General features: G+C 50.7%; 15 protein-coding genes. 6 read left to right on the top strand and 9 right to left on the bottom strand.

The annotated features are described in order from the left end of the window. Positions 1-78 precede the first annotated feature (78 nt). Entirely contained in the window at positions 79-1,401 is a 1,323-nt protein-coding gene (locus EHT25_RS08475; protein ID WP_229311470.1) for a cryptochrome/photolyase family protein, read from the bottom strand. Positions 1,402-1,595: 194 nt separating this feature from the next. Here EHT25_RS08475 and EHT25_RS08470 point away from each other — a divergent pair, with 194 nt between their 5' ends. The 4 genes from EHT25_RS08470 to EHT25_RS08455 all read left to right on the top strand — a co-directional run bounded on the left by EHT25_RS08470 (position 1,596) and on the right by EHT25_RS08455 (position 4,946). Beyond that, complete coding sequence (locus EHT25_RS08470) at positions 1,596-2,678, top strand: complex I subunit 1/NuoH family protein (RefSeq protein ID WP_124873230.1); 1,083 nt, start codon at positions 1,596-1,598, stop codon at positions 2,676-2,678. A gap of 64 nt (positions 2,679-2,742) precedes the next feature. Beyond that, positions 2,743-3,000 carry a hypothetical protein gene (locus tag EHT25_RS08465; protein WP_124873228.1) on the top strand — a complete coding sequence of 86 codons (258 nt, stop codon included), beginning with the start codon at positions 2,743-2,745 and terminating at the stop codon, positions 2,998-3,000. Between the two features lie 53 nt (positions 3,001-3,053). Beyond that, the gene (gene ybiA, locus EHT25_RS08460) at positions 3,054-3,623 is read left to right on the top strand and encodes a riboflavin biosynthesis intermediates N-glycosidase (protein WP_124873226.1); all 570 of its coding nucleotides are present in this window, start codon (positions 3,054-3,056) and stop codon (positions 3,621-3,623) included. Between the two features lie 63 nt (positions 3,624-3,686). Continuing rightward, complete coding sequence (locus EHT25_RS08455; protein ID WP_124873224.1) at positions 3,687-4,946, top strand: DEAD/DEAH box helicase; 1,260 nt, start codon at positions 3,687-3,689, stop codon at positions 4,944-4,946. On the opposite strand, the gene EHT25_RS08450 is transcribed toward EHT25_RS08455, so the two are convergent. Further along, positions 4,943-5,878 (bottom strand): hydrogen peroxide-inducible genes activator, encoded by a 936-nt coding sequence (locus tag EHT25_RS08450; protein ID WP_124873222.1) that lies wholly within the window; start codon positions 5,876-5,878, stop codon positions 4,943-4,945. The two genes, EHT25_RS08455 and EHT25_RS08450, sit on opposite strands and share 4 nt — an antisense overlap. A 161-nt stretch (positions 5,879-6,039) precedes the next feature. Between EHT25_RS08450 and hemH the strand changes: the two genes are divergently transcribed. Together hemH and EHT25_RS08440 are read left to right on the top strand one after the other, a co-directional pair. Next, positions 6,040-7,107 (top strand): ferrochelatase, encoded by a 1,068-nt coding sequence (hemH, locus tag EHT25_RS08445; RefSeq protein ID WP_124873220.1) that lies wholly within the window; start codon positions 6,040-6,042, stop codon positions 7,105-7,107. A gap of 41 nt (positions 7,108-7,148) precedes the next feature. Next, entirely contained in the window at positions 7,149-7,733 is a 585-nt protein-coding gene (locus tag EHT25_RS08440) for a Uma2 family endonuclease (protein WP_124873218.1), read from the top strand. 81 nt (positions 7,734-7,814) lie between these two features. Here the strand turns inward: EHT25_RS08440 and EHT25_RS08435 are convergent, their stop codons facing one another. From EHT25_RS08435 to EHT25_RS08405, 7 genes are all read right to left on the bottom strand, one after another. Beyond that, positions 7,815-8,321 (bottom strand): OsmC family protein, encoded by a 507-nt coding sequence (locus tag EHT25_RS08435; protein ID WP_124873215.1) that lies wholly within the window; start codon positions 8,319-8,321, stop codon positions 7,815-7,817. A gap of 32 nt (positions 8,322-8,353) precedes the next feature. Beyond that, positions 8,354-8,626, bottom strand: a complete 273-nt coding sequence (locus EHT25_RS08430; RefSeq protein WP_124873213.1) for a DUF4242 domain-containing protein — start codon at positions 8,624-8,626, stop codon at positions 8,354-8,356. 142 nt (positions 8,627-8,768) lie between these two features. Next, entirely contained in the window at positions 8,769-11,591 is a 2,823-nt protein-coding gene (locus EHT25_RS08425) for a TonB-dependent receptor (protein ID WP_185731300.1), read from the bottom strand. A gap of 289 nt (positions 11,592-11,880) precedes the next feature. Further along, a complete protein-coding gene (locus EHT25_RS08420; RefSeq protein WP_124873210.1) occupies positions 11,881-12,219 on the bottom strand; it encodes a hypothetical protein in 339 nt (112 codons plus the stop codon). Between the two features lie 311 nt (positions 12,220-12,530). Beyond that, a complete protein-coding gene (locus tag EHT25_RS08415; protein WP_124873209.1) occupies positions 12,531-13,154 on the bottom strand; it encodes a response regulator in 624 nt (207 codons plus the stop codon). A gap of 191 nt (positions 13,155-13,345) precedes the next feature. Continuing rightward, positions 13,346-14,350, bottom strand: a complete 1,005-nt coding sequence (locus tag EHT25_RS08410) for a cytochrome c (protein WP_124873208.1) — start codon at positions 14,348-14,350, stop codon at positions 13,346-13,348. A 185-nt stretch (positions 14,351-14,535) separates the two neighbouring features. Next, entirely contained in the window at positions 14,536-15,126 is a 591-nt protein-coding gene (locus EHT25_RS08405; protein ID WP_124873207.1) for a carboxymuconolactone decarboxylase family protein, read from the bottom strand. Positions 15,127-15,146: the final 20 nt, after the last annotated feature.

The following is a 15,146-nucleotide window of genomic DNA, read 5'->3' as shown; positions in this document are numbered from 1 at the left end:
TGTATTCGTATAGACACCAAAACGTATGATAAAGTTGTAATCATCCAAGTTACAATTTTATTAATACTATTTCTGGGCCTATTTCGAATCGGCGAACCCTTTTTTATACATTTCTATCGCCCGGTTTCGCGCCATCGTGTGTTCGACCATTGGCTGAACGTAGGCTAGCGAATTGAACTCCGGCACCCACCGCCGGATGTACTCGCCTTTGGGGTCGAATTTCTGGGCCTGAAGGGTTGGATTGAAAACCCGGAAGTACGGCGCAGCATCCGTGCCCGAACCGGCGGCCCACTGCCAGCCGCCGTTGTTGGCCGACAGATCGTAGTCGCGCAGTTTTTTAGCGAAATACGCTTCGCCCCAGCGCCAGTCGATCAGCAGGTGTTTACACAAAAAACTGGCTGTAATCATTCGGACACGGTTGTGCATCCAGCCCGTTTCGTTGAGTTGCCGCATGCCCGCATCCACAATCGGATAACCGGTTCGGCCTTCGCACCAGCGTTGAAATTCATCTTCGTTGTTGCGCCACGGAATGTGGTCGTACGCGGGCCGGAAGGAACTGGTCTCGACATGGGGAAAATGATCGAGGACCTGAAAGTAAAAATCCCGCCAGACGAGTTCGTTCAGAAACGTGAAGTTGCGTTCCCGGGCTTTGCGGGCCAGTTCGCGGATGCTGACGGTGCCGAACCGGAGGTGAATGCTCAACTCGCTGGTTCCTCTGACCGCCGGGAAATCGCGGGTTTCTTTGTACTGATTCAGCAGTTCCGACCGGACGGTTTTTCCCGGAAACGGCTCGTTCAATGGCTTGAAGCCCAGTTCTTCCAGCTTCGGAATGGGGTGGGCAGCGGTTTTCAGAAAGTTCGAAAAGTAGTTTTGGGTCGGATACGATTTGAGGTAAAAGTCGTTCAGTTTGTTGTGCCAGTTGCGGCTGTAGGGCGTAAAAACCGTGTAGGGTGAGCCGCTGCCGGTCAGTATCTCGTCGCGGTCGAAGATCGTTTGGTCTTTGTAAGCATAGAACTCCGCTCCGTTTTCATACAGCATATCCGCCATGGTTTTATCCCGGTTTTTGGCGTACACTTCGTAGTCATAATTGGTGTAAACCGCCTGTATATCAAACTCGTTGAGTAGCTCTTTGTACACCTCCAGCGGTTTTCCGTAGCGCACAATCAACGACGTTCCGATTGCCCGAAACTCCTGCTGCATCTCCAGAATCGTGTGGTGAATAAATTCCAGCCGACGGTCCTGCTTGTCATCCAGCGCGTCGAGGATGGTCTGGTCGAAAATAAAAACGGGCAAAACCGGAAAGCCGCTGCGAAGCGCGTGGTAGAGCCCGGCGTTGTCGTGCAGGCGCAAATCCCGGCGGTACCAGAACAGGACAACGGGTTCAGAAATGGATTTTGACATACGATGGTTTTTCTGGGCAACGGCCGGTTCAGTGGAAATGTTTATGTACCTGCGGACTAAAGTCCGTAATTTAGACCCGGCATCCCTATATTTGAAAATTATTAAGCTGCATTGCTGAAAATCTCAGCAATTTCCAGTGATAGGATTCAAACACGGACTGAACGGGGACGCCCGTGCGACCCGTAGGTACAAATATGCTCGCACTTCCGATCTTTTTAGGCATTTCAGTCAGTTTTGTGGTGGTTGGCGTTTACCTCGAACGCAAGGTTTCGGCCTTTATTCAGGATCGCCTGGGGCCGATGGAAGTCGGGAAATTCGGTTTGCTGCAACTGATTGCGGATTTACTGAAACTGCTGCAAAAAGAAGATATTGTGCCCAAAGCCGCCGACCGTCGGCTGTTTCTGCTGGCCCCGATGGTCATTTTTGCGTCGGTTTTTGCCGGATATGCCGTGTTGCCCCTGACACCCGATTTGCAGGGCTCGGCTACGAATGTCGGCGTATTTTACCTGATGGCGATTGTGTCCGTCGATGTGATCGGAATTCTGATGGCGGGCTGGGGCTCCAACAACAAGTATTCGCTGTTCGGGGCGATGCGTTCCGTCGCTCAGATCGTTTCCTACGAAATCCCGCTCGGCCTGACGATTCTCTGCGCAGTCATGATTTGCCAGACGTTGAATTTGCAGGACATCAGCTTTCAGCAGGGTATTTATGCGGAAGAAACCAATTACCTGTTCGGCCTGAAAGCATTGGGCGTCGATGTGACGAACTGGGGCGGTATTTTTAGCTGGAACATTCTGCGCAATCCGTTTCTACTGGTTGCGTACGTCATTTTCTTCATCACGACGCTGGCCGAAAGCAACCGCGCGCCCTTCGACTTGCCCGAAGGCGAATCTGAACTGGTGGGTGGTTACAACACCGAATACAGCGGCATGCGATTTGCGTTGCTGATGTTGTCTGAATACGCCATGATGCTGCTCGTTTCGTTTCTGGGCGCGATTTTGTTTCTCGGAAGCTGGAACACGCCCCTGCCAAATCTCGGCCCCGTTCGGCTGGCCGACTGGACGAGCGGTTTGCCTGGCACGGTCTGGGGCAATATTACCGGCGTGTTCTGGTTGTTCTCGAAAGCGATGCTTGCGGTTCTGGTGCAGATGTGGGTTCGCTGGACGCTGCCCCGAGTCCGGGTCGATCAGATGATGTTTCTGTGCTGGAAGGTCCTGACGCCGGTCGGCCTGATCCTGCTGCTGATTTCCGGCGTCTGGCGGTTGTTGATGGTGTGAGAGTATTTTCCACTAATGAAAATAACTGATTCAATAAACAGACATTTCATCAAAACGAATAGCTATGACCATAAAAGACGAAAACTATCAGAAAATCTTAGATATGGCTGGCTCATGGAATGATTGGTCTCGGGAAGATTTTGATGATTTTAGAGAAGAAGTTAACAGAATTGGAAAAGAATTATTTGCTGAGAACGCAAATCAAAAGATTCAGGACGGAAAAGATACGGTTTACAAAACCGCTGATGAAGCCTTTCAGATGAAATATGATTCAATGAAGGAACTTTTAAAAGATGTCGATTTGCGTCAATTAGAAAACTAAACTCTTTGGCATTTATTGACCTTGAAAGCAGTTATTGATTTCTGTGAAATCCAATGAAATACAGTTTGCCCTGGCTGATTAACCGGTTGGACGAAGAAGTCCGATTAAAGTATCTATTTTTCTGGGGACATCAGCCCCGAAAGGATGGACAGATTGGTGAAAGTTGCTTCAGTCAGTGGTGGGGAGCTCCATTTACCGTTGAGAACGTTGTTTATAAAACAGCCGAACATTGGATGATGGCTGAAAAAGCCCGGCTGTTCGGCGACGAAGCCGTATTAAAGGAAATCCTTCGCTGCAAATCGCCCGGTGAAGCGAAGAAATGGGGAAGGCAGGTGCGGAATTTCGATGCGGCAAGCTGGACCGGCCAGTGTTATGACATAGTCAGAAAGGGCAATTTCTACAAATTCGCCCAGAATCAGTCTTTAAAAAGCTTCCTTATTCAAACTGGCGAACGCATTCTGGTGGAAGCCAGTCCCGTTGACGCCATTTGGGGAATTGGATTGGCGGCTGATCATCCCAATCGGGAAAATCCAGTCAAATGGCCGGGGCGGAATTTGTTGGGTTTTGCGTTAATGGAAGTCCGCGATATGTTGAAGAACACGGAACATCGGGCTGCGGAATAAACAGCAATGGCACTTTATTTGTCCTGAACGGGTTGTACGAATGTAAGTACCTAAATTCAACACATGTCTTTTACCAAATTATCGCTCATTGAGCCAATTCTGAAGGCTCTGAGTGCCGAAGGTTATACAACTCCAACACCTATACAGGAACAGGCCATTCCCATTTTACTGGAACGGAAGGATTTGCTGGGATGCGCCCAGACCGGTACGGGAAAAACCGCTGCTTTTGCCATTCCCATTCTCCAGATTCTGAGTGAACAAAAATTGTCGGATCGCGGTCCCCGCCCCATTAAAGCCCTGATTTTAACGCCGACACGTGAATTAGCCATTCAGATTGGCGAAAGCTTTTCGGCTTACGGAAAATTCCTTAATCTTCGTCATACGGTTATTTTTGGGGGCGTCCCGCAGCATTCGCAAACACTGGCCCTGAAAGCGGGTGTCGATATTATGATCGCTACACCGGGTCGGTTACTGGATCTGATGAACCAGCGGTTTGTCCATTTGCAAAACATCGAACTGTTTGTGCTCGATGAAGCCGACCGGATGCTGGATATGGGATTTATCCACGATGTCAAAAAAGTAATTGCCAAACTGCCTTCGCAACGGCAGTCGCTGTTTTTCTCCGCAACCATGCCGCCGGAAGTTTCCAAACTGGCAGATACGATTCTGCGAAAACCGGTTCGGGTGGAAGTAACCCCCATTTCTTCGACGGCGGAGACGGTCAAACAGGCGGTTTATTTTGTGGACAAAGTCGATAAAAAACGTTTATTGATTCATCTTTTGAATGATAAAGCGATCGCTTCGGCGCTGGTTTTTGCCAGAACGAAACACGGTGCCGACAAAGTCGCCAAAGACTTGCTGAAAGCCGGTATTCCGGCAGAAGCCATTCACGGGAATAAGTCACAAAATGCCCGTCAACGCGCTTTGTCAAATTTCAAAAGTCGTCAAACGCGGGTTTTGGTCGCAACGGATATTGCCGCGCGCGGAATCGATGTGGAAGAGCTTTCGCACGTGATCAATTACGAATTACCGAATATTCCGGAAACGTACGTTCACCGCATTGGCCGGACCGGACGGGCGGGCAACAACGGGATTGCGCTGTCGTTCTGTGATTCGGAAGAAAAAGAATACCTGCGGGATATCAATAAGTTGATTTCCAAAACTATTCCGGTGATTGATAACCATCCGTATCCGATGGAAACCGCAATTGCTTCGACGGGAACTGCATCTGCGGCAAGACCCCAAACGAACAGTGGAGCCACCGGAAACCGGAGTGAGAATGCATTCCGGGGCTCAAACCGGCGTCGTTTTGGACGGCGTTAAATACCGATAACGGTATTCTTTTTCTTCGTAGTCAGTTCAACGGGCAGGTGATTGATAATTTCCTGCTTCAGGGCATCGATCAGTTTCCGCTTCAGAAAACTGCGGTGCATCACCAGACTGACTTCCCGCACCGGCTGTGGAGCCTCGAAGGGCCGGGTGCGGGCCTTTCGGGTAGTGTCCATATCAACCGTTGCGAGCTGGGGGAGGAGCGTAAAACCATCCTGTTTATCAATCAGCTTGATGAGCGTTTCGAGCGATCCGGTTTCGTAGCGGAGCGGTTGGCTCCCGTTCTGCCTTTTGTCTGTTCCACACAGGCTAACTACCTGATTTCGAAAGCAATGCCCTTCGGTTAATAACCACAAACCGTCCGTTTTTAAATCCGTTGCCGAAATAGCGGTTTTTTGAAATAACGGGTGGGAGTCGGCGGCATACACGACGAACGGTTCGTAAAACAGCGGGATTTCCAACAGTCCGTTTTCGTCCAATGGCGTGACAACAATACCAACGTCGATCTGCCCGTTTTTCAGTCGTTCCAACACCTGTTCCGTCATCATTTCCTGAATCTGGACGGTTACGGCGGGATAACGATCGATAAACTGACCGATGAAATACGGCAGCAGGTACGGTGCCAGGGTCGGTATGATGCCCAACCGAAGTTCACCGCTAAAATCTTCTTTTGATTCTTTGACAATTTCCGGAATTCGTCGGGCGGTTCGCAGCACATCCCGCGCCTGATTCAGAATGAGTTGACCGGTTTCCGTCGGAACCACCGGCTGTTTCGACCGATCAAATAACAACACCCCTAATTCATCTTCCAGCTTCTGAATCTGCATGCTTAAGGTCGGCTGCGTGACGTGGCAATGATCGGCAGCCGTGGCAAAATGGCGGTGCGTATCAACGGCAACAATGTATTCTAATTGGGAAAGGGTCATTTTTAAATGGCTAAAATGGCTGGATGGTAATAACCGGTTGAGGTGGTTTGAATGATTATCAATAATTTCGATGTAAAAATAAAACATATTGATTGAGTTGATACCGATAAGGTTGTAATTTTGACCTGTTATTTCAGCTATTCATTTAAGAAGTACCCGGTATGGAGATACCCGTTTTGCAACAAACCGTAACCGCGCAGAAACAACCCGGAAAAACCGGTGTTCTGATTGTGAATCTGGGTACGCCCGATAGCCCGTCGGTGCCGGACGTGCGGAATTACCTGCGTGAGTTTCTGATGGATGGCCGGGTGATCGACATTCCGGTTGTTTCCCGAACCTTTCTGGTGAACGGTATTATTGCACCCTTTCGGGCTCCCAAATCCGCAAAAGTCTATAAGGATGTCTGGACGGTAAATGGCTCACCTTTAAAGTATTATGGTGAGGTCGTAGAACGCGAGCTGCAAACTGCGCTGGGCGAGGATTATGTGGTGAGGCTGGCGATGCGGTATCAGAATCCGAGCATCGAAGCGGGGCTTACGGCGTTTCAGCAACTTGGTTTGACGGAAATCATTGTTATTCCGTTTTTTCCGCAATATGCGTCGGCCAGCACGGGTTCGGTGTATGAAAAAGTGATGGAAATTGTGGGGAAATGGCAGGTCATTCCAAAGATTTCGTTCACCAACCGGTTTTCAGACCATCCCAAATTTATCGAAGGGTTTGTTCGGCTGGGTCGTAAATACATGGCACAGCAGGAATACGACCATTTTCTGTTTAGCTACCACGGTTTGCCCGAACGTCAGATTTTGAAAGGCGACGTAACCGGTCAGGTGTGCAAATTCGGCGATTGTTGTCAGTCGATGCACGCCATGAATCAGTACTGTTACCGTGCGCAGTGTTTCGACACCACCCGGCGGCTGGTGAGTGAACTGGGTATTCCGGAGGGAAAATACACGACTTCCTTTCAGTCGCGGCTGGGCAAGAATCCCTGGATAAAACCGTATACCGACGAAGTAATTCCGCAACTGGTGCAGAAAGGAGCCAAACGGGTGCTGGCGTTTTCACCGGCTTTTGTGGCCGACTGTCTGGAAACGATCATTGAAGTCGGCGTAGAATACAAGGAGCTCTTCGAGAAAAACGGCGGAGAACACTGGCAACTGGTCGAGAGCCTGAACGACAGCCCGATCTGGATCGAAACGCTGGTCGATCTGGTGAAACGGGCGGCTTATTGACGACTTTTCTGTAACTTACTCGCTTCAGAACCGAATACCTCATGGAGCCAATCGCCGAGAAAATTCGCTATACGGTCGAGGAGTACATTGCGCTGGTTCAGGAATCGGACAGTAAATACGAATACGTTGGTGGCCAGATCTATGGTATGGCGGGAGGAACTCCGGAGCATAGCCTGATTGCCACAAATACAACCCGCGAATTAGGGAATAACCTGAAAGGTAAACCGGGTCGAATTTATAATTCCGATCTGGCACTTGCCATTTCTCAGAATCAATATGTTTATCCCGCTGCCAGCATTATCTGTGGTCCAGTACAGACGGGTGAAATGCATAAGAATGCGGCAACCAACCCGGTTGTGATTATTGAGGTTTTCTCCCCATCAACGAAAGGGTTTGATAAACGCGCGAAATTCAGGTTATACCGCCCAATACCGTCGTTTCGCCAATACGTTCAAATTATCCCAAATCAGATTTTGGTCGATGTATTTACGAAAGTAGACGATGATCTCTGGCGGATTGCATCGTATTGGAAACTATCACAAACTGTCCGACTGGAATCCGTCGATGCGGAAATCCCGATGAGCGAGATTTACCTCGGCGTTGATCTTCAGGAAGACCAGGAATAGAAAAGGCCCGCCAGACGACGGGCCCCTTTCATTTCACGGCCCACATCTAAGCCATTGAAATGAATTTCTGTTCACTGTGCTTTATTGCCTGTCAAACGAAGTTTCTACGGAAACGCCCCGGGTCAATGTCTGGTAAACGACGCAATACCGCTCGGTCAGCTTCGCCAAAGATTGCAACTGTTCTTCCGTCGCATTCGTATCCAGCACGAAAAAAAGGCGGATATTTTTAAAGCCAACCGGCGCATCTTTTGCAACGCCCAGCGTTCCACGGAAATCCAGGTCACCTTCGGCCCGTATTCTTCCGCCTTTTAATTCGACACCAATGGCCGTTGCGACGGCTACTAAGGTTACTCCGGCGCAGGCCACCAGGGCTTCCAGCAGCATGTCGCCCGAGCAAACCAGCAAACCGTTGCCGCCCGTTGCCGGATGCAAACCGGCCTCCGCTATTGCCCGGCCGGTTTCTACTTTGCAGGAAATGCCTTCGCCCAGCCGCCCTTCGGCCTTCAGCGTAATCAGAGCGGATTCCGGTTGTTCCCGGTACTGATCCTTCAGCGGAGCTTGCAGACTTCTTAGTTCTTCCGATTTCATTCGGCAATTTACACAACTACTGATCAAAGAACTTATTCGGCAGTAGTCGGGTCGATAATCGTGGAAACTTTACTGACCGAGTTGGCCGGAAAACCGCCTTGCCGGGCGTGTTCGTAGATCATCTCTTCGTTCGGAGCGTTGTAAACACAATAGATTTTATCGGTCGTGACATAGCTTTGAACCCACTGAATTTGTGGTCCCATTTTATCGAGAACCCCACAGGAAGTTTGCGAAATACCTTTCAACTGGTCGGCAGTCAAGTTACCGGCTCCGGGGATTTCTCGTTCAATTACGTACTTTGGCATGGTTTTTTGTTGTTTATGTATGGTTTCCTACTCATCAGGCTTTTCGGTTGCGCCCCGTTTTTTGAGCGGTTTCTGGACTCCGCTTTTCTTTGATGACCGGCAACCCGTTACGGTGGATGCCGGTCAATGGCACTAAAATTCTTCAAAAACTGACGTTTACCCGGCCGAACAAAAATCGCCCATTAAACCCAAACTGGGTAACCGCCCGACTGTACAAAAACCGCCCGTTCGAGGTGTTGTCAAGGTTGCCGGAATACCGGGTGGTGGGATCGCCCGACAGATTGGTTGCATTATTGCGGGGGTTGATGTAAGCCTGGTCGGGGTATACATCAAATAGATTGGTGGCACCAATACTCGCCGAGACGGTTTTCAAAAACCGGTAAGTAACCGTGATGTCCGTTATCCATTTGGCCGAAAACGTCTGGTCATTGGCCGTCGGATACGGGACGCCGTCTACCATCCGGGGTGTCCCATCGTTGTTGAATGGGTCCGTCGTACTGATAAACGTTACTTTCCCAAACCGCACGGTACGCAGCAGAAAATCCCATCTTCCCGCGGTATAAGTGGCACTCAGGTTAATTTTGCTGCGCGGCACTGACGACTCAAACCGCGATTTTTCCGTTCGGTCGAACAATTTGGCGTACAGATCGGCATTCTTTTCAATTTGATCAGACCCTTTGATTTGAGTTACCTTCGTATTGTTGAAATTTGCCGCAGCCGTCAGCGTCAGGCTGTTTTTTTCGATTCGGATGCGATCGGTCAGCACAACGTCCAGCCCCAGGGTGCGGGTCGAAATGGCATTGGTAAAAAATTGAACGCTGTTGATTTGCTGGTTCGGGTCAACGGTATTTAAAATGGTGTTGACAATACCGGAAGGATCGGCTTCCCGCACAAACTGGCTGGAGAAAACAATCCGGTCTTTGATGAGAATTTTGTACGCATCGACCGAAAATGTAACGCCCTTCCCTAATTTCCCCACCAAACCAAGGCTGTAGGTCTTCGTCAATTCCGGTTTTAACGAACCAACGCCGAACTGCCGCACCACGCTGTTGTCGTTATTAACCGTCAAAATCTGGCGCGGGACGTTGTTGACAAACTGGGTGCTTTCGTTGTTGAGGAAGCGCTGGTGTAACGACGGAGCCCGAAAACCGGTCGCCAATGCGCCCCGCACGGAAATGTCCCGGAAAAGCGTGTAACGACCCGTAGCTTTGTAGGAAAAATTACCGCCAAAATCGCTGTAATTTTCGTAACGCCCGGCCGCTCCCAGCAGCAAGCGGGGCCCAAATTCGGCTTCAAAATCGGCATAAACACCTGTGTTGGTGCGAGATTTGGACAAGGCATTCGACGGTTTGAAACCGGGAAACACCTGCGCTCCGGCGGCCGTAAACGACGTGCCGATTTTGCGACCTTCAATGTTTTTGGACGGTTGCCCGAACGAATAAGACAACTCTTCCCCGGCCTGGATCTCGTACGAATCCATTCGGAATTCGGCACCGAAAGCCGTGTTCAGGGCCGTTATTACTCCGCTCAGTTCGTGCCGTTTGCTGGCATCGGCATTGACCGTGTTCTGGGCAAACCGCAGCGTTCCGGCATAAAACCCGGTTGGACTGGTGCCGGTGGGCAACGACGCATTGACGGTGTTGGTAATATCGAAACGAATGCGGTTTTGACCAAACGTGTTACTCAGGTCGAACTGCCAGCCACCCACTTGCCCCCGAACCCCGGCGGAAAAGGAAACATCCTGCACACGCGTATTGATGGTTGGCAAAAAACCGTTTGGATAAATCGACAGGTCAATTTGGGTACTTTGCGACGGAATCCGGTAAAAACCAGCCGCTTTGCCCTGCTTGTCGGTAAAACCGGTCTGAAAATACATCTCGGCGGTTTTGCCAATCCCGAATGCGCCGTTGGCCAGCACGCCCAGATTCCGAATGGCCGAATTGCCGACCAGCATGTTGTTCCGATCCAGGCCTGCCGCCTGTGCTTTGGCGTCGTCGTCGGTTTTCAGCACCCGGTAGCGGTTTACAAAATCGGACTCTGACTCATTCGCTCCCCGCGTTGGCAAACCGCTGTACAGCAGGGGCCGGGTGTCGATGCCACCGCGGTTGGTGGCACCCCGATTGAGGTATTGCGCCCCGATGTTGATATACCCCCGGCTTCCAACTTTGTACCCTTTGTTCAGATCAAACTGGGTAGTCTGGCCGTCGGCAAAGGAACGTCCCAGCGTGTTCGATGCGTGTTGCCCGTAGAGCAGACTGGCCGTCCAGGGTGTTTCTTTTTTCAAAACAAGGTTGATCACCCCGGCAATGGCGTCGGAGCCATATTGGGCCGCAGCGCCATCGCGCAACACCTCGATGCGTTCGATGGCCGCAGCCGGAATGGTGTTCAGGTCTGTTCCGACGGTTCCGCGCCCGAACGTGCCGTTGATGTTGACCAGTGCCGTTGTATGCCGGCGTTTGCCGTTGACCAGCACCAATACCTGGTCGGGGCCAAGCCCGCGTAACGATATCGGATCGATATGGTCCGTTCCGTCGGCAACCGTTTGCCGGTTGGAGTTAAACGAAGGAGCTGCGTAATTCAGAATCTGTGAAATGTCGGTTTGCGCAAATGCTTTCAGCTCTTTTGTTCCGATTACGTCGACCGGTACGGGCGTCTGGATGTTGGTACGGGCGGTTTGGGACCGGGAACCCACCACGACTACCTCGTCCAGACTGGACGAGGATTCATGCATACTTACATCCAGCACAACCGGTTTTTCGTTGGTGGTCTGAACCGAAACGCTACGGGTTTCGAAGCCCAGCGAGCTGAACCGGAGTGTATGCGATCCCGCACTCAAAGGCAACGAATATGCACCATTCTCGTCTGTGGTGGTACCCGTTGTTGAATTCGAAACCACAATGCTGACACCCGGGATAGCCGCGCCCGAAGCTCCGTTTGTGATGCGTCCCTGGACTCCCTGTGCCATCACGCCCGTTATGAGCAGGGAAAAACAGACTAGCCCGGGAAGGACCGCTTTAACTTTGTATAAGTCAATCATAAATTGAAGATGTTATATTTACTAAAGGTAGTAAGTGGTTACTAAGGCCACAAATCATCATCAATCTCATCCCAGGTGATGTCGTCCTGGTCCGGATCGGAAAGATCAATCTGGCCGAATCCGAGCCAGGTTAATGCACATAAAATGGTGAAAAGCGAGATAATCACAGTCTTCATAGGTAATAGACCAAAGTCAGATGGGGTGGGTTCAACAGGCATCAGAGCATAAACAACCAGGAAATCGTTGCCCCGGTCTGGTAAACCGGATACAAACGGGCTATCAGCCACAGGTCGCGGAAAACGGCGGTGTTCAGTGAAGACGTTGGGGTCTGCGCAACCCGGATGTCGGACAGGTTTTCCTGGTTCAACCGTGGGAACGGTTCGCGATCAATTTGAGAGAACCAGTCGCACTGCTGAATGACAATGGTCGGAGGTTGGGCCCCGTAGAATGTTGACAAAAAGGCAGTGTCGTCTGTAAGTGGGGAATGGGGTATCAGGGGCAAAGCCAGTAAAACCGTGGCGGTAACGGATACGGCGGCTAAACTACGTGCTTTCAAAACGTCAATGGTATTTAAGTATGGTGTGTATGTGTTATTTACTGCTGCAAATTTCCGGTTTCTTCCAGGAATAAAAATCACTGAATCAGGTGATTTCGTGTCACTGAATTCGGTGATTTTTACGAAAAGCAGTCGGTTTTCCGGCGCTAAACGCCGTTTTGGCGCTTCATGAAGCCGTATTGTTTTGGGAAAGAGAATCCGAATACGGTGCAGGATGACCAGGTAAATCGGGACTCCGGTAGCGGAATTGGATGGCGGTTTTGACCAGGATCTGGTAGGAAAGCAAAAGCAGGGTGAAAGAGGCCAGTACCTTATTTGATGGTACCCCGCTTCAGCCAGAACTTCATCAGGCCCAGCGCGGTTGTTACGCCCAGTTTCTGGTAAATCCGCTTGCGGTGGGTTTCCACGGTGTTAAACGAAATAAACAGGCGATCGGCAATTTCCGTGCTCGACAATTCGTCCAGAATCAGGCTGGCAATCTGGGATTCACGCTCCGACAATGGATTGCTTTCCACCGGTTTCGATATGGTTTCTTCCATCGAAAACACCCGGCTGTCGATGTGTCGACGACCGGCCGCAACGGCCAGAATGGCGTCAAAAAGCTCGGATTTATCGGCGGTTTTGGTCATGTACCCATTAGCGCCTGCCTGCATGACCTGCCGGACCAGGGCGGGGTCGTAGGAGCCGGACAGCACCAGCACCGCCAGATTCTTGTACCGGCTTTTCAATACGGGAATGAGTTCCGTACTGTTCAGCGAAGGCATGATGAGGTCGCTTATCAGCACATCAACCGGGTTATGATCCAGGATGTCGAGCAAGGATGCACGGTCATTGGCTGTCCCAACTACACGGACGCGGTCAAACGTTGCGAGCAGATTCGCAAAGCTTTCAAGTACAACCTGATGGTCGTCCAGAAGTGCAATTGAGTAGATCATCGGTTCAGGTGCTGTAAACACCCGCAATAGTCGGGTTTTTCCCGGGAAATTCACTAACTATTTGATTGAACGGCAGTGAGAAGAACCGAACCGATAACTTAAAACCGGACGATGGAAGGCTGAAACCGGAAAACCGATGGTTGGAAATGGCAAAGGCCCGCCTGTGGACGGGCCTTCACAGAGTGATTTGATTAGCGGGATGCGACTTCTTTTCCTTTCGGCGTGAATTTCACAACCGCATTTTTTACTGGTTTTACCGTTTTCAAATACGCAAAAATGGCACTCAGATCCTGCTCGCTCATTCCGCCGTACATGGTCCAGGGCATAATGGTATTGAATTCCGCGTGTTCGAGCGTCGCCGGGTGTTTGAAATTCGGCTGAATGGCGGCTTTAAACCGATCAATAAAAGCTTGTTTGGTCCAGGAACCAATGCCGGTTTCTGGGTCCGGGGTTATATTCAACGAGCGAACCGTTCCGGTAGGCATCGGAAACCCGCGACCACCGGCAAACTCCAGACCGGCCAGGTGCTGCCCTTTGTCGTCGACGGGCGTGTGGCATTCGCCACAGCTGGCAAAGGTCACCAGATATTTGCCGTACGCAACGGAGTCGGCTGGCTCCGGGCGTTTTACTCCTTCGGTTTTTGTCGGGATGGTGTTGATGATCAGACTCATCGGAAAATCCGATTCGGGGTTCGGAATCGACTTGTTCTCGATCGGTTTCAGGGTTCGCAGGTACGCAATGATCGCCTTGATATCGTCGGGGTCCGTCTGACCGAAGTTCAGATACGGCATCACCGGAAACAACGGATGACCGTCTTTGCTAACCCCGGTCGTGATTGCGCGGTAAATTTCGCCGTCGCTCCAGCCGCTCAGGTGGGCGGGTGTAATGTTTCGGGCGTAATAGCTTCCCGGAAAGCCCATTTCGCGCGTAAAGGCTTCACCGCCTTTTCCTTCAGTGCCGGGAATAATCGGCCCGCTGGGGAGCGCCCAGTTGCGTTCCGAGTGGCAGTCGACGCAAACCGCAACGTGATTGGCCAGGTATTGCCCGCGAGCAACCTGGGCCGAGTCGGTCTTAATGGTCAATTCGGGAGCTGGTCCGACATTGGGCAGCGCCATCTTGAGGTAACCGATTCCTCCGGCCGCCAGCAGTACAACGACACCCAGAAAAATCAGCAAAATTCGTACGATTTTTTTCATGCTATAGTCTTTGTAGTGGGATTAGGTATTATTCCCTGTAAACTTATTGAAAAGGAATTGGAAAGCGGTGATGGAAGTTACTTGTTTTATTATTTGGCAAACAAAAAAAACCTGCGATGCACGAAAGCCCCGCAGGTTTGTCGATGAAGTGTATATTTTTATTGATGAACCGCTACTAAGTACTTTTACAGGACAGTAATTAGTCCTTTAATGACGGACGCCAGCCGAATGGCATCGAACACCCGTGCTTCACTGGCACCGTGTTTCAGGACACTTTCCTCGTGAGAACGGACGCACAATTCGCAGCCATTCACGGCGGAAACCGCGAGGCTCACCAGTTCGAAAAATTCTTTTCCCAAAACCGGGTTCATCATGATGCTCATCCGAATGCCCGGCTGGGTTTGCTGGTAATACTCCTTGCCGGTGAAATGCCGGAAACGATAAAAGATATTATTGGTGCTCAACAGCGAGGTGCAGGCCAGCGTTTCGGCAATTTCGGCATCCGTTGCACCTTCCTGACGGGCAATGTTGGAAAAACTGTCGATCAGTGGCTGGTGTTTTTCGTTGGCCGCTACTGACAAAGCCAACAAATAAGCGTGCTTTTTTGATAGATTCTGGCTGCTGTTCAGCACATTACCCACATTGATTTTCAGGTCGCGCAGGTACCGGTGGTCAACCTGTCCGAGCGTCTCCAACGCGGGATAACTGGCCGATGTGTCCAACCCCAGATTGGTCAGCAGCGATAGTACGGTTTCGTTTTGAACGGTAGTCGTCATATGTGTTGAGTGATTAAGTA

It is taken from the genome of Larkinella rosea (assembly GCF_003858635.1).
Lineage (GTDB): Bacteria > Bacteroidota > Bacteroidia > Cytophagales > Spirosomataceae > Larkinella > Larkinella rosea.
Note: the sequence above shows the minus strand (reverse complement) of the source record. Positions and strands in the feature narration are given on the sequence as shown.

Coding starts and splice junctions, on each gene's coding strand:
- EHT25_RS08475 (WP_229311470.1), bottom strand. CDS start 1,401: ATGTCAAAATCCATTTCTGAACCCGTTGTCCTGTTCTGGTACCGCCGG.
- EHT25_RS08470 (WP_124873230.1), top strand. CDS start 1,596: ATGCTCGCACTTCCGATCTTTTTAGGCATTTCAGTCAGTTTTGTGGTG.
- EHT25_RS08465 (WP_124873228.1), top strand. CDS start 2,743: ATGACCATAAAAGACGAAAACTATCAGAAAATCTTAGATATGGCTGGC.
- ybiA (WP_124873226.1), top strand. CDS start 3,054: ATGAAATACAGTTTGCCCTGGCTGATTAACCGGTTGGACGAAGAAGTC.
- EHT25_RS08455 (WP_124873224.1), top strand. CDS start 3,687: ATGTCTTTTACCAAATTATCGCTCATTGAGCCAATTCTGAAGGCTCTG.
- EHT25_RS08450 (WP_124873222.1), bottom strand. CDS start 5,878: ATGACCCTTTCCCAATTAGAATACATTGTTGCCGTTGATACGCACCGC.
- hemH (WP_124873220.1), top strand. CDS start 6,040: ATGGAGATACCCGTTTTGCAACAAACCGTAACCGCGCAGAAACAACCC.
- EHT25_RS08440 (WP_124873218.1), top strand. CDS start 7,149: ATGGAGCCAATCGCCGAGAAAATTCGCTATACGGTCGAGGAGTACATT.
- EHT25_RS08435 (WP_124873215.1), bottom strand. CDS start 8,321: ATGAAATCGGAAGAACTAAGAAGTCTGCAAGCTCCGCTGAAGGATCAG.
- EHT25_RS08430 (WP_124873213.1), bottom strand. CDS start 8,626: ATGCCAAAGTACGTAATTGAACGAGAAATCCCCGGAGCCGGTAACTTG.
- EHT25_RS08425 (WP_185731300.1), bottom strand. CDS start 11,591: ATGGCACAGGGAGTCCAGGGACGCATCACAAACGGAGCTTCGGGCGCG.
- EHT25_RS08415 (WP_124873209.1), bottom strand. CDS start 13,154: ATGATCTACTCAATTGCACTTCTGGACGACCATCAGGTTGTACTTGAA.
- EHT25_RS08410 (WP_124873208.1), bottom strand. CDS start 14,350: ATGAAAAAAATCGTACGAATTTTGCTGATTTTTCTGGGTGTCGTTGTA.
- EHT25_RS08405 (WP_124873207.1), bottom strand. CDS start 15,126: ATGACGACTACCGTTCAAAACGAAACCGTACTATCGCTGCTGACCAAT.